Raw genomic sequence first — 17,934 nt, forward strand, 5'->3', positions numbered from 1 at the left:
AAAATCCGCGGCCCTGTCGGCGGTTTTGTTCGGCGCCCACGCGGCGCACTATCGGCGGTGCAATCCAAGCCATTTTTCCGGCATGACCGCTTCCGACAAAATCTGTCTGATCACCGGCGCGGCCCAGGGCATCGGCCGCGCCATCGCGCGACGCCTGATGACCGATGGCCATATCGTGTGGTGTCTGGACCGCGATCCAGCGGCGCTCGACGACCTGCGCGCCGACCCGGGCAACTGCGCACACGCGAATAATGTATTCACGACTGTCGCGGATGTTGCCTGCGAAGCCGATATACAGGCCGCCACGGCCGCAATCCGGGACCGGCACGGCCGGCTCGATCTGGTGGTCAACAATGCCGGCATCGCAGCGCCGTTCAACGGCCCGGTGGAACAACTGGCGCTGGCCGACTGGCACCGCGTCATCGACGTCAACCTGACCGGCGTCTTCCTGGTGACCAAGCATACCGTCCCGCTGCTGCGCGGACGGCCAAACGCCGCCATCGTCAACATGGCCTCCAGCCGCGCCTATCAGTCGGAACCGCAGACCGAGGCTTATGCCGCCGCCAAGGGCGGCATCGAAACCCTGACCCACGCGCTGGCGATGAGCCTCGGCCCGGCGATCCGGGTCAACGCCGTCGCGCCCGGCTGGATCGATGTGCGCGGCGAGCAGGCCGGCGCCGATGTCCCGCCCCCTTTGCGCGCGGTGGATCACGCCCAGCATCCGACCGGCCGCGTCGGTATCGGCGCGGACATCGCCGGCGTGGTGGCGTTTCTGGCCGGCCCCGACGCCGCCTTCATCACCGGCCAGACGCTGATCGCCGACGGCGGCATGACGCGAAAGATGATCTACGCCCATTGACCCAACGGCTGTATGCCGGCGGAAATGCACGCCGAAAAAAAGCCGCCGCTGGCGTCCAGCGGCGGCTCATGGCGTGCGGCAACCGGATCAGGCCGCTGGCGCCGGCTGCTTCTGCGGGCCGCCGCCGCCGGTCCCGCTGCCGCGGGCATACTGGGCCTTCGAACCCGGCAATGGCCGGGCGGCGGTCTCCGGGATGAGGAGTATGGGAATGAGCGCGATGGCGGCCGCGGTCATCAGATAGAACGCCGGCACCGACTTGTCGCCGGTGACACCGATCAACCACTGGATGACATACGGCGCCGTGCCACCAAACAACGCGGTCGAAATGTTGTAGGCGATCGCGAACCCGCCGTAGCGCACGTTGGTGGGGAAGATCGCCGGCAACGTGGCCGGCATGGTCCCGGCCAACGAGACCGTCAGCAGCCCGAGAATCACCAGACCGGCGACGATGCCCCACACCTCGGTCGTCTGCAGCATGACGAACGCCGGATACGACAACAGGATGAAGCCGGTGCAAGCGCCGACCAGCACCGGCTTGCGCCCGATCCGGTCCGACAGCGCGCCGAACAGGTAGATCACACACATCATGCCGACCATGGTGACCACCAGCAGCAGGGTGGACTCGATCGAGCCGATGTGGAGTTCCGACGTGAGATAGGAAGGCAGGTAGGTCAGGATCGCGTAGTAGGCGACATTGAGAATCAGCACGAGCCCCATGCAGAGCATGAGCTGACGCAGGTGGTTGGAGACCACCTCGCCCAGCGAGCCCTTGGCTTCGCCCTTCTCCTTGACCGCCTCGAATGCGGGGCTGTCCTCAAGCTTGAGCCGCAGATACAAGCCGAACAGGCCCAGCGGGGCAGCGAACAGGAACGGGATGCGCCAGCCCCAGCTGTGGAAGGCGGCGTCGCCCATGATCATATGCGTGCCCAGCACCAGCAGCGCCCCGAAGATATAGCCACCCAGGGTGCCGAATTCCAGGAAACTCGCCAGGAAGCCGCGATTGCTGTCAGGCGAATACTCACAGATGAATGTCGCGGCCCCGCCGTATTCGCCCCCGGTGGAAAATCCCTGCACCAGGCGGGCCAGGACGAGAAGGATGGGCGCCCAGATGCCGATGGCCTGGAAACTCGGCAGCACGCCGATGGCGAAGGTGCCGATCGACATCAGGATGATGGTCGTCGCCAGGACAGCCGAGCGCCCGATCTTGTCGCCCAGCGGGCCGAAGAACAGGCCGCCCAGAGGGCGAACCATGAACGCCACGGCAAAGCCCGCGAACGCGGCAAGCAAGGCCGCCGAATTGCTGTGCGAAGGAAAGAAAACGCTGCCGATGGTGGCCGCCATATAGGAATAGACACTGAAATCGAACCATTCCAGTGCATTGCCCATGGCGGCCGCCACAACGGCCCGTTGTACGTCGTCACTGTCGACAGAAAAGCTGTCGTCGCTCGTGTCGCTCATTGTTGTCGGGAAAGCCCGTGTTATCGAGTCGTCTTTCGAACCTAGCAGTATCCCGGGAGCTCCACAAATACGGAATCAGCCGAATTGCAGCGCATTGCCGGCATCGTTCGCTGCCCGCGAAGCAGCCATGATCTTGTCTTATGATGGTGTGCCCCTTAGATTCAGTGGGCACGTCGAAACCGCAAAGGAGCAATCAATGCCCGTACGCAAGGCCAATGCCCAGTGGCAGGGTGATCTGAAGTCCGGCAAAGGCAATATGGCGCTGGGAAGCGGTGCCTTTGAAGGGCAATTCTCATACACGACCCGCTTCGAGGAAGGCACCGGCACCAATCCGGAGGAGTTGCTGGGAGCGGCCCATGCGGGCTGTTTTTCGATGCAGTTTTCCGCCATGCTCGCCGCCGACGGGCATACGCCCGATTCGATCCGGACCGAGGCCAAGGTGCACTTCTCGCTCGACGACACGCCCACGATTACGCAGGTCGATCTGATCTGCCATGGCAAGGTCCCGGGCCTCGACGAAGAAACGTTCCGCCAGACTGCCAACAAGGCCAAGGATGCCTGTCCGGTCTCGCGCCTGTTCAAGGGCGCCGAGATCACGCTCACGGCCGCTCTGGACGGCTGATCGCGTCGATCGAAAGCATGACCGCGAGCCGGGCTTCGGGCCCGGCTTTTTCATGGGCCGCGGGCCACCCACCGGGCATCGGACAATCAATTGCGCTGCCGGCATTGTATTTTTGTCGATCGTCGCAACGTTCGAAGGCTCATGAACAAAGCACGCAAACACCAAGAGGCCAACATGCAAGCGCAGCGCGACAACGTCGTCAGTATCCATTACGTCCTGCGCGATACCGAGGGCGAAATCATCGATCAGTCGAGCGAAGGGCAGCCGCTCGCCTATCTGCACGGTCACGAAAACATTGTGCCGGGCCTGGAGAAGGCCATCGAAGGCTGCGCCGAGGGCGACGAAGTGCGCGCCACGGTCGAGCCCGAGGAAGGCTATGGCCCCTATCGCGACGAGCTGGTACAGAAAGTGAACCGCGAAGCGTTTCAGGGCGTGGACGAACTCGCCCCGGGCATGAGTTTCCGCGCCGAGTCGGATGCCGGCCCGATGATCGTCACGATCAAGGATGTCGAGGGCGATGAGGTCACGGTTGACGGCAACCACGTGCTCGCCGGCCAGACGCTGGATTTCACGGTTAACGTCGCCGATATCCGCCCGGCGACCGACACCGAGCTCGAGCACGGGCACGTCCACGACGAAAATCACGCCCACGAATAACCGGCGTGCGGTGGCATCCACACGGATTCGAATCAGGAGGCAGTCATGCGTGACGCGGTTCTGCTGATCACGGGCGGGTCCACCGGCATCGGGGCCGCAACCGCTCGCGCGGCCGTGGCGGAAGGCTGGCGCGTGGCACTCGCCGCGCGTACCGCCGCCACGCTGGGCAGCCTGGTCGACGAACTGGGCGGGCAAGCCATCGCCATCACCTGCGACGTCACCGACAAGGCTTCGCAGCAAGCGATGGTGGACACGACACTCGAGCGTTTCGGGCGCATCGACGCCGTATTTGCCAACGCCGGCATTGGCGGCAAACCGGGCGGTTTCACTGGCGCCGACAGCGACGTCTGGAAGGACATGATCCTGACCAACGTCTACGGCGTCGGCCTGACCATCCAGTGTACCGCGCAAGCCCTCAAGGCCAGCCGGGGGCATCTGCTGATCACGGGCTCGGCGGCCGGCCGGGTGACCCTCCCGGGGTCGATGTACAGCGCGACCAAATGGGCGGTCTCCGCGATCGGCTATGGCGTTCGAGAGGAGTTGCGGGGTACTGGGGTGCGTACCACGCTGATCGAACCGGGCATGGTCGATACCCCGTTCTTCGATGATCGCCCCGAACACGCCCTGAGCGATCGCGACATCGCCGCCTCGGTGATGTACGCGCTCTCGCAGCCGGCCCACGTGGATGTCAACGAAATCCTGGTTCGCCCGACACCACCGGTCGACGACGGCTGACGCGCACACCGGGCACAGGCCGCCATGCAAAGCCGTCTTTTCCGAGACGGCTTTTTCATGGGCGCGAAGACGCTACGGCATCACGAGCAGATAACCCGCGACCCAGCCCTTCATGCCGCCGGCCGTGCGCACGTAACGCCAACCGTTGTGCTCCTCCAGCAGTTTCACGCGGTCGCCGCGATGCAACTGACCGACCACACGACTGCCCCGCCTGGCCTTGGCGCGCACGTTGATCGCGTCCACGCCCACCGTGGCATGGGTTGCCGTTGATGCCCGGGCCGGAGACGGTTTCGCGGTCGCCGCCGGCTCGGTTGCCTTTGTCTTCGGCGCCGGTTTCGGTTTCGGTTTAGGCTCGGGTTTCGGTTTCGCGATCAGCGAACCGGACGAGCCGGACTTCGCCGCGGGCGGCGTCGCTGCCGCCGAGCCCCCGGCCTCGGGTTTTCCACCGCCTCCGCCATTGCCGGCGCCCGCCGTTTTCGGCAACGCCTGGTCCACCGGCGCGTGCTGGTGTGGCGTCGCGACCGCCGGTGTTGGCGGAACCGATGACTTCCGGTCCGGCGCGCTCTTCGGCGCGACCTCCTTGCCAGGCGTCGACCGCGCCGGCTGCTGACGGTGGTCGACGACGAGACTGTCGCCGCCGGCGGCAAGCCGGGGCGGCTTCGTCTCGGGCCGCGTGGATTTCGCGGGCACTTTGTTCGCGCTCGCCACGCGATCGGCCGCGGCGGAATCCGATGCGGCTGGCGTTGTGGCGTCGGTTGCGGCGTCGACCGCGCCGCCTGCATTGGAGGTGTCCTGCGCGGGGGCCGCGTTGCCCGCGGTTGCCCCCTGGCTGCCGGGCAGCAGGAAATTGGCTACCCAGCCCAGCGTGTCGTCATCGGGCAGTAGGATCTGCGTCCAGTCGTTGCGGCGCGAGAGCACGACGGCGACCGTATCGCGGTCGGCATGCCCCACGACCCGCGACTTGCGATCCGGTTGCGCGCGCACGTTCACATGATCGGCATTGACGTAGACATGCGGCAGACCGGCGATGATCCGCGGCAGATTATCGATCGCCGCACGGTTGCCCCCGGCGGCCGCGCGCGCCGCCCAGAACGCAGCCTTGCCGGTATTCTGCGGCACACCCTGCCCCTTCATGTAAAGCACGGCCAGATTGTTCTGGGATGCGGTCTGGCCGTCATCGGCGCCGCGGCGGAACCAGTGCGCCGCCTTGGCCGGATCGCGCGGCACGCCCTTGCCCGCCTCGTACATGATGCCGAGATTGTGCTCGGCGCGGGCATAATGCTGGGCGGCGGCCTTTTCGTACCAGTGCCGCGCCTTGGCATAGTCGCGCTTGACGCCGTAGCCGCGGTCGTAGAGCACGCCCATGTTGTACTGCGCGCTGGCATCGCCGTTTTTGGCCAGCGGCCGGTTCTGATCCAGGATCTGCTGCGCGCGATCCGCGCTCGGTGCATCACGCCCGGCCGCCCAGACCACGCCGGGGGCAGCCGCGAGCGTCACAGCAATGACAATAGCAAACCGGGCATCGACCCTCACGCGCATGCAGCGATCCTCGGAACAACAGCAATAGGCCCGGCTACATTACCCGCGCCGCGCCGCAAACGCGACCCCGCCGCCGGCCTTCGGGGCTGGCCGTCAGCTCGCCGAAGCACGAGCGCCGTAGCGCGCGACAAAGGTGGCCACGGCTTCGTCGATCGCCGGATCGCGTTCCGCGCGGGGCGGCGGATGCCCGAGCAATATCCGGAGATGGAGATCGCCGCGCAGCAGGCTCAGGAACTGCTCGGCCGCACGCCGCGTATCGCAATCGATCAGCAGGCCCTCGCGTCGTGCCCGTTCGAGATAACAGGTCACGCTCGTCAACGTCTGGCCCGGCGCGCTGTCGTAGTAGATCTGACCGAGTTCGGGAAACCGGGTCGACTCGGCGATCACCATGCGCAACAGGCCGACGATCTCGGGGGACATCAACGCATCCAGAAACGCCCGCCCGATGTGGGTGAGCGCCGTATCCAGCGCACGGTGCTCGGCAACATCCTCGCCAATGGCCATGCGCACCACCAAGCGCCGGCATTCACGGCGGGCCGTGGCGGCGAACAAGGCTTCCTTGCTGTCGTAATGGGCATAGATCGTGGCCTTGGACACGCCGGCCGCGGCCGCGAGCGCATCCATGTTGGTCGCGCCGAAGCCGCGTTCGACGAAGAGTCGGCGCGCGGCGTCGAGCACCTGTTCGGCTTTCTTGGATGGGTTCTTGCAGGCAGACACGGCGTCCACGGACAGTCGATTGAAACAAGCGGGCACAGGGCGGTATGTGTATTTGACACCCATACCGCCAGCGACTAAATTAACGCACCTGAACTGAACCGTACAGTTCAACCTGAACTCCCACCGGATCGGGTCCCATGCGAACCGCATTTTCCACACGCCCCCGGGCGCAGCAGCCTGCGCTGGCGGCCGCGTTCATGTTGCTCACGCTGGTCGCCGGCTGCACCGTCGGCCCGGATTACCGGCCGCCGGCCAAGCCGGCGGACAACGCCTACAACATCAACGGCACGACCCGCGGCGACAGCACGGCCAAGGCGTCCCATACGCGCGAGCCGATCCCGAAGCAGGCATTCGAGCGGGCCCGCAAGGTGCGGTCCGACTGGTACAAGGTATTCGGCTCGAACAAGCTCGATGCGCTGATCGGCCGCGCCATCAAGCACAGCCCGACCCTGGCCGCCGGTCGGGCCCGTATCCGGGCCGCCCGCGAAGTGGTCAAGGAGAACCGGGGGGCGTTGTATCCCCGGATCGGCGTCAACGGCGGCTATTCGCGCAATCGCGTGACCGGCGCCCAGTTCGGCATCACGCAATCGTCGTTCACGAATGTGTTCAATCTGTATCAGGCGCAGGCGACGGCGAGTTACGACCTCGACCTGTTCGGCAAGACCCGGCGCATGATCGAAGCCAGCAACGCCCATCTGGACGAACAGCAGTATCGGGTGATCGATACCTACGTCACGCTGATCAACAACGTCGTGGCAACCGCGATTACCGAGGCCGGTCTCAATGCGGCGATCCAGACCACCCGCAATATCGCGAAAAGCCAGGCGAACGCACTGGCTATCGTGCGCAAGCAGATCAAGTACGGCGCGGCCATCGATGCCGACGCGACCCAGATCAAGACCCAGCTCGCCCGCACGCGGGCCTCGCTGGAACCCCTGCGCAAGCAGAAGACGTTGGCGGTCAATCGGCTGGCCGTTCTGGTCGGCAGCAATCCCGGCGACTTCAGTGATCCCGGCTTCACGCTCGACCAGCTGCGCCTGCCGCGCAAGCTGCCGGTGAGCGTGCCGGGACAACTGGTCGATCAACGACCCGACATCCTGGCCGCGGCTGCCGCGGTACACGCGGCCAGCGCGCAGATCGGCGTGGCCACGGCGAATCTGCTGCCCGATATCCGCATCAGCGGTTCCTACAGCCGCTCGGCGCTGACGCCGTCGGATCTGGGCGACCCCGCCTTCGCCCTGTACTCGCTGGGCGCTTCGCTGAGCGCGCCGCTGTTCGAGGGCGGCCGGCTGCACGCCGCCAAGCGCCAGGCACAGGATCTATTCGTGGCCGCGCTTTCCGACTACCGCGCGACCACGCTGTCGGCTTTCGGCGAAGTGGCCAACAGCCTGCGTTCGATCGAAGCGGATGCGCGCACCCTGGAAGCACAACGCAGCGCGCTCAAGGCAGCCCGGAACAACCTGAAGACCGTACGCGCGCAACTCGACAACGGGGCTGCGGATTACGTGAATCTGTATACCGCCCAGGCGCAGTATCAGAGTGCGAAACTCGACTACACCAAGGCGCGCGTGACCCGTTACCGTGACACTGCCGATCTGTTCCGGGCGCTCGGCGGGGGCTGGTCGCAGCACGGCAATTCGCCGATGGCGGCCGGCGCCGGTACCGGCCAAACCGCTACCAACGCTCACGTGGACTCGTGATGGCCGAAGACAACAGTAACGCCTCGCCGGAGACCGAAACCTCGGGCAAGTCCGGCCGCCGCAAATGGTATCTGCTGGGCCTGGCCGCGATCTTTGTGATCGCGGCCGTGGCCTATGCCATTTACTACTTCACGGTCGCTCAGTTCTACGCCGAGACCGACGACGCCTACGTACACGGCAATCGGGTACAGCTGACGCCCCAGGTCCGCGGCACGGTCACGTCGATCACCGCCGACGACACCGATCTCGTGAAAGCGGGCCAGACGCTGGTCCGGCTCGATCCCGCCGATGCGCGCAACGCACTCGATCACGCCGAGGCACAACTTGCCGAGACCGTGCGTTCCGTACACCAGCTCTACGCCCGGGTCGACGAACAGCAGTCGATCATCGCGCAACGCCAGAGCACGCTGGCCCAGGCCAAGCGTGACTACCAGCGCGACCGCAACCTGGTCCACGCCCACGGCGTGACCCGCCAGGCCTTCGAGCGCTCACGCGCGACCTATCACGAGGATCGCGCCGCCCTGGCCGCGGCCCGGCACAAATTGTCCGAACTCAAGGCGCAGACGAACGGCACCACGGTCCGCGACCATCCGCGCGTGAAGCAGGCCGAAAGCGCACTGCGCAGTGCTTATCTCAACCTGCAACGCACCCGGATCCCGGCGCCGGTCACCGGCCATGTCGCCCAGCGCCAGGTGCAGGTCGGCCAGCGTGTCGATCCGTCCAAACCCATGCTGTCGATCGTGCCCAACGACCAGATCTGGGTCGATGCCAACTTCAAGGAAACCGAGCTCGCCTCGATGCGCATCGGCCAGCCGGCCACGGTGGTGTCCGATTTCTATGGCAGCAACGTGACCTATCACGGGCATGTCGCCGGGATCAGCGCCGGCACGGGCTCGGCGTTCGAACTGCTGCCGCCGCAGAATGCAACCGGTAACTGGATCAAGATCGTGCGCCGCGTGCCGGTGCGCATCGTCCTCGACAACAGCCATCACCAGCTCGACAAGCACCCGCTGCGCCTTGGCCTGTCGATGAATGTAACGGTCGATCTGCACGACACCAGCGGGCCACGACTGGCGAAAAAGGCGCCGAGCAAGCCGCGTTACCACACCGATGTCTACCAACAGCGGCTCGCCGGCGCCAACCGGCTGATCCGGCGTATCGTCGCCGCCAATGACGGCGCGGCGTCGGGCCACAACGCCGGCACGAGCGACGCCAGCGGCTCATGAGCGAGAGCGCCGGGGCGGCTCGCGCCGTCGACGCGCCGCTGCCGACCGGCGCACTGGTGATGGTCACCCTGAGCCTCGCGCTCGCGGTGTTCATGAACGTGCTGGATGTGTCGATCGCCAATGTGTCGATCCCGACCATCGCCGGCAATCTGGCGGTATCGTCGAGCCAGGGCACGTGGGTGATCACGTCCTTCGCCGTGGCCAACGCGATTGCCGTGCCGGTATCCGGCTGGCTCGCCAAACGTGTCGGCGAGGTCAAGTTGTTCGTGATCTGCACGGCGCTGTTCACGGCCACGTCCCTGGCCTGCGGCATGGCGCCGAGTTTCTATTTTCTGCTGGCCATGCGGGCCGCCCAGGGCCTGGTCGCCGGCCCGATGATCCCGTTGTCGCAGAGTCTGCTGCTCGCCAATTATCCGCCGGAAAAGCGGGGGTTCGCCAACGGCATCTGGGGCATGACCGCCGTGGTCGGGCCGGTCGCCGGCCCCATCCTCGGCGGCTGGATTACCGACAACATCAGCTGGTCGTGGATCTTCTACATCAACGTGCCGGTGGGCATTTTCTCCGCGCTGGTCACCTGGGTCGTACTGCGTGAACGCGAGACCGCCACCGCCCGTCTGCCGCTGGACATGATCGGGCTGGTGCTGCTGACCATCGGCGTCGGCGCGCTCCAGATCATGCTCGACAAGGGCAACGAGGACGCCTGGTTCCAATCGCCGTTCATCACCACTCTGGCGATCGTGGCGGTCGTGTTCCTGTCGTTCTGGATCGTCTGGGAACTCACCGACGACAATCCCGTGGTCGATCTGCGACTGTTCGCGCGTCGCAACTTCACCGTGGCGACACTCGGTGTCACGTTCGGGTTCATGACGTATTTCGCGGGCGTGGTCCTGCTGCCGCTGTGGCTGCAGAACGTCCAGGGCTACACCCCGACCTGGGCCGGCCTCACCACGGCCTCGCTCGGGCTGCTCGGCGCCGTGTTTTCGCCGATCGTGGGCCGTCTGACCGACAAGATCGATCTCCGGCTGATCGTGACCTTCGGCATGCTGCTGTTCGCGGTGCTGTCGTTCGTCAAGGCCGACGCGAACACCGACATCAGCTTCGAACGCCTGTTTCTGACCCGCCTGCCCTGGGGCATCGGCCTGGCCTGCTTTTTCATACCGTTGATCACCCTGTCGCTGACCGGCCTGCCGCGCGACAAGATCGCCAGCGCTTCCGGGCTGTTCAATTTCATGCGCCTGATCGCGCTGGCCATCGGCACATCGTTGTCGCAAACGATCTGGGACTGGCGCGAGGCATTTCACGATCACGTGTTGTCGGCCCATACCGCGGTCGCCGACCCGGCCACCGAGCACTGGCTGGCCCAGGCCCGCGCGGCCGGTCTCACGCAGGAGCAGGCCTACGGCGCGCTGGCAGGCGTGATCAAGCAGCAATCGTTCATGATCGGTCTCAACGAGATGTACACCCTGGCGGGCTGGGTATTCCTCGGCCTCACCGTGCTGATCTGGTTCTCCCGCCCCCACGCCAAATAGCGCTGGCACGACATCGGCCGAACCCATCCGGCATGTTATTTTATAACGATTACTGAAACCGGTGTTCATCGCGCGGTGCGTGATTCGTCGCTTTTTACCCCGTCCTCCGAGCCCGGCCCGCGCGCCATATCGGCGCTGTGCCTGTGCGCTGCGGCAGGCTGGCTCGCGCTGGTGGTTGCCGGCAGCCGGGACGGCTTGTGGGTCCTGGTGACACTCACCCTGTTCAGCGCTGTCGCGTTTCTTGCCGGCGCTGTCATCAGCGCGATCCCGCACGATCCGCGCTGGATCTCGCGCATCGATGCCGCCGCCGCCGGGGCCATGCTCGCCTCTGCACTGGTGCTGCTGGTCCCGCATGCGCTGAATGACCATGCGGCCACCGGCAGCGCCGGTCTGGCGATCGGTCTGGCCGTGGGCATGGTGCTGCATGTCGCCAGCGGCGGCCGAGACGGTCGCGCCATGCTCGGGGCGCTCACCCTGCATTCGATCTGCGGCGGCATCGTACTGGGCGCGCTTTATACGCTCATGCCGGCACTCGGCTGGGGTGTCGGGCTGGCCATTCTCGCTCACAAGGCGCCGGCCGGATACGTGCTCGCGCGGCGCCTGGCTGCCCGACCGGGGCACCGGATATTAGTCGTACTCCCGGCCCTGGGGACTGGACTCGGCGCGCTTTGTGTTGCAATCATGCCTGCGGCGGTGGCACTGCCGGCCGGTTTGATATTCGGCGCAGCCGCCGGGTTGTTCCTGTTTGTCGCGCTGGCGTTTTTTGTATCGAGCGCAAAAGCCGGCGCGCTCGACGCCAGGGACTGGCGCGCTTTCGCCATGGGTGGCATGGCTATTGCCTTGGCGGGGTGGGTCGCGCTACACGGCATCTAGACCGTTTACGCGACCCAGGGGCCGGTCGGCGGGAAACTTTTCCCGCGGGGGCCGGTCTCAGGATTTTGTTTTTTTTGATTACAAGCAGCGGGATCGGCCAGCCAGCGTGTCGAGTTCGGTGCAGAGGGTTGGGAATGCAACACAAGCGCGTGTTACGTACCGGCGCCGCCGGTGCGCTCGGTGTCACTTTATGTTTCTGCGGCGGTGCCCAGGCGGCACCGGGCAAACCGGAAGCCACCGTGATTCGCGCTTCGGACAAGCAGAGCAGCGACCTCCGGATCCAGCCCCTGGCGGCGGATCAGATGCAGACCGCCAAGGCGCTGGGGCTGACCACGACCCCGCAGATCACCCCCTGGCAGCAGATCAAGGTCCGCTCCGGAGACACGTTATCGGGCGTATTCGCACGGGCCGGGCTCGGCGCGTCGCAGTGGCGACAATTGCTCGATCTGGGGCCATCGACTGACGCGTTGCGTCACATCCACCCCGGGGATACGCTGGACATCCGCAAGACGCCCACCGGTAAACTCGGCGAATTGCGTTACCGACTCAATTCGATCAAGACGCTGCACGTCAACCGCACGAGCGGCGCGTTGCAGGCCAGGATCGAAAAACGCGCGACACAGACGCGCGAGATCACCGCGACCGGCACGGTCGGCAAGTCGTTGTCACACTCGATGGCCGCGGATGGCGTGCCGGCCCGTGTGGCGAACCAGATGGCCCGTATCTACCGCTACCGCCACAACCTGCGTCATCTGCAACCGGGCGATAAGTTCTCGGTGGTCTACCGCGCCACCTACAGCGCAGGCCAGCAGATTGCCACAGGCCCGGTGCTGGCCGCGAGCATCACGACCCATCACCACAACTACAAAGCCTTTCGCGCCAAGGATGGAAACGGCAACGTCGGCTACTTCGACACCGCCGGTGTTTCCTACAAGCCGGCCTTCACGCGCAAGCCGGTCGCCTACACGCGTATCAGCAGTCCGTTCAACCTCCACCGATTGAATCCGGTCACGCACAAGGTCCGCCCGCACAAGGGCGTGGACATGGCGGCGCCGATCGGTACGCCGATTCATGCCGCCGCCGAAGGCACGGTGAAATACGCCGGCTGGATGCATGGCTATGGCCGCATCGTCGAACTCACCAACTTCGACGGCTACAGCACGCGCTATGCGCACATGCACCGGATCCGGTCGAAATTGCACGTGGGCGAGCACGTGACCAAGGGCGAGGTCATTGGTTACGTCGGCGAATCCGGCGAAGCCACGGGCCCGCATCTGCATTTCGAGATCCGAAAGAACGGCGTGGCTTACAACCCGATGACCATCAAACTGCCCGCGGCACACTCGCTGCCGCACAGCGAACTGGCGGCCTATACCCGCAAGATCCAGCCGCTCATCGCCAAGCTCTCGCCGGCCCCGACCACCCTACTGGCCAGGAACGCCTCGACCGCGGACCACGGCAACAGCTGTAACCGGGCCGTGTCGCTCAACGCCACACTGGCGCTCGATCCAGTCGATGCCGCGCGGCGACACAGTCTCAGCAACATCTTCTGCGTGGTACACCACCACCATCAGCCGACCAAAGCCTGACGCGTTGCCACGCATCGCCGCGCGGCGGGCATTTACCGTACGCCGGCATCGGGCTCGCCGCCGTGCCTTGCCGTGCACGAATCGGCGTTACAGGGCGCGTGCCCGGATGCTTTGGCGGCGCATGACCAGGGCCACATCATCCAGCGCCCGGCATGATCAAACGGCGCCATCGGCCCCGGATTTCCGGCCAACGGGGATCAACGCCCGGGTATGAGCCGCCGTGGCGCGCCCGCAGCACGGCCTCCATCGCCGGGCCGGCCATCCAAGTCCCGCCTTGTGCACGGCAGTTCCGCCACGACAAAGGCCGCGCGACGGATCGGGCGGCCTTCATCTATCGGTAGCCCGCGCCGGTGCATGCCATGTTTCGATCAATGGCGCCAGTCGCGGTCGTCCCAGCCGCGGTGACGACCACGGTCATGGTCATCATAGTCATGGCGGCGATCGTGGCCGTAACCGCGCCGATCGTAATGAACATCGCGGCGGCGACCCCAGTCGCGGCCACGATAATGATCATCGTCGCGGCCGTCGTGTTGGCCCGCCAGAATGGCACCGCCGGCGCCGCCCAGCCCGCCGCCGATCACGGCACCGGTCTGACCGCCCATGGCACCGCCCACTGCGGCGCCGATCGCGCCGCCGAGGCCGCCCCCCAACACCTCATTGAAGGTGTTGTCGGCCAGGGCCGCCGAGCTGCCGCCGGCCATCGCGAGGGCGACGACCCAAGGGATGATCTTCGTGCTGCGCATGCTGGTCACCTGTCATTGTGAGACTTCAGCAGAGCATAAGCCGACCCGTTTAACCAAGCCTGAACGGACTGAACACACTGGCCCGGGATGCGTTCAGCCCCGGTTGCCGCCCGGGCTCCCAGACTCACCGGCCGACTCTCAAAAGCGCTCGGCCAAAGATCCCATGGACCTCATTCGTATTCTGTTATCGGTTCTGCTGCCGCCGCTCGGTGTCTTTCTCCAAGTCGGCATCGGGCTTCAGTTCTGGCTCAATATCGGGCTGACCATTCTCGGCTATATTCCGGGCGTGGTGCACGCGGTCTATATCATTGCCACGCGCGACTGACGCAGACGGCCCTCGGGTCCATGTTGTCGAGAGCCCTATGAAACCGACGAACGCACCCCCATCGTGTTCGACATACGCTCACGACTTCACAGCTTGTCATGTCCATCGATCTTTCCGTGCTCGATCTGGTTCCCGTGCCGAGCGGTACAGCGGCGTCGGCGGCCGTCCGCGACAGCATCAACCTGGCGCGAGTGGCCGAGGCCCGCGGCTACAAGCGCTACTGGATCTCCGAACATCACAGCATGCCGGCGATCGCGAGTTCCTCGCCGGAGGTGCTGCTATCACGCATTGGCGCGCTGACCGAACACATCCGCATCGGCTCCGGGGGCATTATGCTGCCCAACCATGCCCCCATGCGGGTCGCCGAGCATTTCCGCACTCTGGAAGCACTCTATCCCGGGCGGGTCGATCTCGGCCTGGGGCGCGCACCCGGGTCGGATATGCGTGCCAACCGGGCCTTGCACGCCGGCTCGGGGGAGCACTTTGCCGACATGCTCGATGAAATGCTCTCGCTGGCCCATGATCGCTATGCCGCGAATCACCCGTATGCCGGCGTCAGGATCGTGCCCGAGGATGCGCCCATGCCGCCGATCTGGATTCTGGGCTCGTCGGGCGCGAGCGCGGAATTGGCCGGGGCCGGCGGCTACGGCTACAGCTTCGCCAGCCATTTCAGCCCCGCTCCGGCGGAACCGGCGCTCGAACGATATCGCTATGCATTCGAACCGTCGTCGCAATTTCCAACGCCCCACACCATTCTCGGAGTGTCGGTGATCTGCGCCGCGACCGACGAGCAAGCCGAGGCGCTGGCGGCCACGGTCGATCTGATGTGGCTGCGTCTGCGCAAGGGACAGTTTCTGCCGCTGCCCTCGCCCGAGGAGGCGCGTGCCTATTCCTACAGCGACATCGAGCGCAACGCGGTCAAGGAAAACCGCGCGCGCCACATCATCGGCTCGCCCGAAACGGTGGCCCGACAATTGCAGGATCTCGGTCAACGCACGGGCGCGAGCGAGTTGATGATCGTGTCCAACATCCACGATGCCGGTGCGCGGCTGCGCTCCTATGAACTGGTTGCCCAGGCCATGTCGACTGGTGCGAGCAGCTGATATTTGCCCCGGCGGCGACAGAGAAAGATGACGCCGCCCGGTTGGACAGCGCACAATACCGGCGCATGTACATTGAGGATGAGTTCGCCATGACCGCCCAATCCGCGCCCGCAGACGCCGAATTCCCGGCGCTCGACGAACAGTTATGCTTTGCGTTGTATACCGCGACGCATCGAATAACACGAGCCTACCGCCCCCTGCTCGAGCCGCTGGGGCTCACCTACGTGCAGTATCTGGTGATGCTGGTGCTCTGGGAGTCCGCGCCGCGCTCGGTCGGGGAGCTGGGTCATTCGTTGTATCTGGACAGCGGCACGCTCACTCCCCTGCTCAAGCGCATGGAAAAATCCGGACTGGTCACGCGCCAGCGCGACAACAACGATGAGCGGCGCGTGCTCATTTATCTGACCGACCAGGGGCTGGAGCTGAAGTCGCAGGCGCACCACATCCAGGCGGACATGCTCTGCCGCATGGAGCTCACGCGCCCGGAGTCGCGCCAGCTCCAGGCCCAGGTGATGGAACTCATCGATAACCTGGAAAAGAACTAATCGGTTCGAGGCCGGGCGCGAGCCGCACCGCGATCGCGCCCAACCGACTGCCCCGCCCCCGCCGCCCGGGCCGGTTGCGCGGCGCCGGCGGCCGAAACGCTTCAAGCCTTGGCACCACAAGGCACGCCGTGCCGACAACGGTCGTGCCCTAGGACGAGCGGGCCATTGCAAGCCGCGGGTAGCCGACGGCCTCAAGCGTTTCCGCCGCGGCAAGCCACGGCGTATGGCGATACTTGCGCGGCAGTGTCTCGAGTTCGGGCACCCACCGGACCACATACTCGGCTTCGCTATCATACTGCAGGGCCTGCGCCAGCACGTCGAACCCCTGGTCGCGCTTGTCGGTGCCCACGCCGGCGATATTCGCCCAGTTGCCCCAGTTGCTGGCGACGTCATAGTCGATCAGCTGGGCCTCGAACCAGGCCGCGCCCCAGCGCCAGTCCTGACCCAGGTCGCGCGCCAGGTAGCTGGCCGCATTCTGACGACCGCGATTGGACATGTACCCGGTCGCCGCCAGTTCGCGCATATTGGCGTCCACGAACGGCATGCCGGTGTATCCGTCCTTCCAGGCTTCCAGCACGGCCGCATCCACGACCGCCGGCCGATCGTGCCGGTCGAGCAGACCGCTGCGCGCGAACAGCCGCGCGCCATGGCGCGCGAGCACCCAGTGGAAAAATTCGCGCCAACGCAATTCGAGCAACAGCCAGTACGTCGATTCGTTGGCGACCACATCGGATTCGAAGCGTGACAGTTCGTCGGCGACTCGCCGCACCGATAGACAGCCGCTGGCCAGCCAGGGCGAGAGTTTGGACGAGAAATCCGTGCCCATGAGCTGGTTGCGGCTGTGCTTGTAGCGGGTGACCGCTCGGGATTGCCAGAGGTAGTGCGACAGCTGCGCGCGTCCGGCCGTCTCCCCGCCGAGAAAGCGTGTGGCGAGGCCGGACCAGGCGGCCGGATCGAACCGGTCGATGCCGGATAAGTCCACGGCCGCGATTCCGACCCCATCGCTCGGCGGCTCGATCGGGCGGGCCGGCCGCGCGCCGCGCTCGATACGACGCCGGAAACGCGTGAACACGCGGGGCATGTCATCGAGATCGAACGGCAGATCGCCGCGCGCATGCAGCGTATTGGGCCGGGTTTCGTACAGGGCCACACCGCGCCGTGCCAGCGCCCGGCGCACCCGGCGGACCTGGCCGGCCTCCTCGGGCGCACTCTCCGCGGCGGTCCAGACCGATGCCACACCGTTGGCTTGCGCCAGCCGCACGAGGATCGTCTCCGGCTCGCCCGCCAGCACCAGCAGCTCCACCCCATAGGGCTCGAGACCGGCGCGCAGCGAGGCCAGCGCCTGGGCAATGAAGCTGCGGCGATGCGCGCCAACCCTGGGCGCGCCGTATTCGCTCGCGGCGGCAAGACGGGCATCGACGCAATAGACCGCGACGACCGCGCCGGCCTGTAGCGCCGCCGTAAGCGCGGGATTGTCGTCCACCCGGAGATCGTTCTTGAACCAGCAGATCGCGCGGCTCATCCGGCCACCCCACTACTTACCGCCGGCCCGGAATGGGCCGAACGGCACGCCTTGCTGCAGTATTTCACCCGCGGCCAGTCCCGTGCCCATTTTCTGCGCCAGGCGAAAGCCCGATCGCAGTGGGCGCACCGCTTCGCGGGCAAATCACCCTTCTTGCGCATCCGTGGCATGAATACGGGATCCGAACCAGAC

The 17,934-nt window shown here is 65.8% G+C and carries 18 protein-coding genes; 12 read left to right on the forward strand and 6 right to left on the reverse strand.

Annotated features, from left to right (window positions below):
* Positions 1-82: 82 nt before the first annotated feature.
* Positions 83-859, forward strand: coding sequence for an SDR family oxidoreductase (locus tag ACS8Y6_RS13950; RefSeq protein WP_440855795.1), 777 nt, complete (start codon positions 83-85; stop codon positions 857-859).
* 87 nt (positions 860-946) lie between these two features.
* On the opposite strand, the gene ACS8Y6_RS13955 is transcribed toward ACS8Y6_RS13950, so the two are convergent.
* Positions 947-2,317 (reverse strand): MFS transporter, encoded by a 1,371-nt coding sequence (locus tag ACS8Y6_RS13955; RefSeq protein WP_440855796.1) that lies wholly within the window; start codon positions 2,315-2,317, stop codon positions 947-949.
* Positions 2,318-2,513: 196 nt separating this feature from the next.
* Between ACS8Y6_RS13955 and ACS8Y6_RS13960 the strand changes: the two genes are divergently transcribed.
* From ACS8Y6_RS13960 to ACS8Y6_RS13970, 3 genes are all read left to right on the forward strand, one after another.
* A complete protein-coding gene (locus ACS8Y6_RS13960) occupies positions 2,514-2,939 on the forward strand; it encodes an OsmC family protein (protein WP_440849455.1) in 426 nt (141 codons plus the stop codon).
* Positions 2,940-3,113: 174 nt separating this feature from the next.
* On the forward strand, positions 3,114-3,596 hold the full coding sequence (locus tag ACS8Y6_RS13965) for an FKBP-type peptidyl-prolyl cis-trans isomerase (RefSeq protein ID WP_440849456.1): 483 nt from the start codon (positions 3,114-3,116) through the stop codon (positions 3,594-3,596).
* Positions 3,597-3,641: 45 nt separating this feature from the next.
* Positions 3,642-4,331 (forward strand): SDR family oxidoreductase, encoded by a 690-nt coding sequence (locus ACS8Y6_RS13970; protein WP_440849457.1) that lies wholly within the window; start codon positions 3,642-3,644, stop codon positions 4,329-4,331.
* A 72-nt stretch (positions 4,332-4,403) separates the two neighbouring features.
* Here ACS8Y6_RS13970 and ACS8Y6_RS13975 read toward each other — a convergent pair whose 3' ends face one another.
* Positions 4,404-5,870, reverse strand: coding sequence for an SH3 domain-containing protein (locus ACS8Y6_RS13975; protein ID WP_440849458.1), 1,467 nt, complete (start codon positions 5,868-5,870; stop codon positions 4,404-4,406).
* Between the two features lie 93 nt (positions 5,871-5,963).
* Positions 5,964-6,596: a TetR/AcrR family transcriptional regulator gene (locus ACS8Y6_RS13980; protein ID WP_440855797.1), complete on the reverse strand. Its 633-nt coding sequence runs from the start codon at positions 6,594-6,596 to the stop codon at positions 5,964-5,966.
* 128 nt (positions 6,597-6,724) lie between these two features.
* On the opposite strand from ACS8Y6_RS13980, the gene ACS8Y6_RS13985 reads away from it, so the two are divergent.
* From ACS8Y6_RS13985 to ACS8Y6_RS14005, 5 genes are all read left to right on the forward strand, one after another.
* Positions 6,725-8,287, forward strand: coding sequence for an efflux transporter outer membrane subunit (locus ACS8Y6_RS13985; RefSeq protein ID WP_440849460.1), 1,563 nt, complete (start codon positions 6,725-6,727; stop codon positions 8,285-8,287).
* Positions 8,287-9,513: an HlyD family secretion protein gene (locus tag ACS8Y6_RS13990; protein WP_440855798.1), complete on the forward strand. Its 1,227-nt coding sequence runs from the start codon at positions 8,287-8,289 to the stop codon at positions 9,511-9,513. The genes ACS8Y6_RS13985 and ACS8Y6_RS13990 overlap by 1 nt, the downstream gene beginning before the upstream one ends.
* Complete coding sequence (locus ACS8Y6_RS13995) at positions 9,510-11,042, forward strand: DHA2 family efflux MFS transporter permease subunit (protein ID WP_440849462.1); 1,533 nt, start codon at positions 9,510-9,512, stop codon at positions 11,040-11,042. The genes ACS8Y6_RS13990 and ACS8Y6_RS13995 overlap by 4 nt, the downstream gene beginning before the upstream one ends.
* Positions 11,043-11,117: 75 nt before the next feature.
* Positions 11,118-11,915: a hypothetical protein gene (locus ACS8Y6_RS14000; protein WP_440849463.1), complete on the forward strand. Its 798-nt coding sequence runs from the start codon at positions 11,118-11,120 to the stop codon at positions 11,913-11,915.
* A 134-nt stretch (positions 11,916-12,049) separates the two neighbouring features.
* Positions 12,050-13,504 carry a peptidoglycan DD-metalloendopeptidase family protein gene (locus ACS8Y6_RS14005; RefSeq protein ID WP_440849464.1) on the forward strand — a complete coding sequence of 485 codons (1,455 nt, stop codon included), beginning with the start codon at positions 12,050-12,052 and terminating at the stop codon, positions 13,502-13,504.
* Positions 13,505-13,872: 368 nt separating this feature from the next.
* Here ACS8Y6_RS14005 and ACS8Y6_RS14010 read toward each other — a convergent pair whose 3' ends face one another.
* A complete protein-coding gene (locus tag ACS8Y6_RS14010) occupies positions 13,873-14,247 on the reverse strand; it encodes a hypothetical protein (protein WP_440849465.1) in 375 nt (124 codons plus the stop codon).
* 163 nt (positions 14,248-14,410) lie between these two features.
* Between ACS8Y6_RS14010 and ACS8Y6_RS14015 the strand changes: the two genes are divergently transcribed.
* From ACS8Y6_RS14015 to ACS8Y6_RS14025, 3 genes are all read left to right on the forward strand, one after another.
* Positions 14,411-14,572 carry a YqaE/Pmp3 family membrane protein gene (locus ACS8Y6_RS14015; RefSeq protein ID WP_440849466.1) on the forward strand — a complete coding sequence of 54 codons (162 nt, stop codon included), beginning with the start codon at positions 14,411-14,413 and terminating at the stop codon, positions 14,570-14,572.
* A gap of 98 nt (positions 14,573-14,670) precedes the next feature.
* Positions 14,671-15,675 carry an LLM class flavin-dependent oxidoreductase gene (locus ACS8Y6_RS14020; protein ID WP_440855799.1) on the forward strand — a complete coding sequence of 335 codons (1,005 nt, stop codon included), beginning with the start codon at positions 14,671-14,673 and terminating at the stop codon, positions 15,673-15,675.
* Between the two features lie 89 nt (positions 15,676-15,764).
* Complete coding sequence (locus ACS8Y6_RS14025) at positions 15,765-16,220, forward strand: MarR family winged helix-turn-helix transcriptional regulator (protein WP_440849468.1); 456 nt, start codon at positions 15,765-15,767, stop codon at positions 16,218-16,220.
* Positions 16,221-16,368: 148 nt separating this feature from the next.
* Here ACS8Y6_RS14025 and ACS8Y6_RS14030 read toward each other — a convergent pair whose 3' ends face one another.
* Together ACS8Y6_RS14030 and ACS8Y6_RS14035 are read right to left on the reverse strand one after the other, a co-directional pair.
* Positions 16,369-17,742 carry a DASH family cryptochrome gene (locus tag ACS8Y6_RS14030; protein WP_440849469.1) on the reverse strand — a complete coding sequence of 458 codons (1,374 nt, stop codon included), beginning with the start codon at positions 17,740-17,742 and terminating at the stop codon, positions 16,369-16,371.
* Positions 17,739-17,912, reverse strand: coding sequence for a DUF2256 domain-containing protein (locus tag ACS8Y6_RS14035; RefSeq protein ID WP_440849470.1), 174 nt, complete (start codon positions 17,910-17,912; stop codon positions 17,739-17,741). Before ACS8Y6_RS14035 ends, ACS8Y6_RS14030 begins: the two co-directional genes overlap by 4 nt.
* Positions 17,913-17,934 lie beyond the last annotated feature (22 nt).

The sequence above is a fragment of the Salinisphaera sp. RV14 genome, from assembly GCF_052044135.1.
Taxonomy (GTDB): Bacteria; Pseudomonadota; Gammaproteobacteria; order Nevskiales; family Salinisphaeraceae; genus Salinisphaera.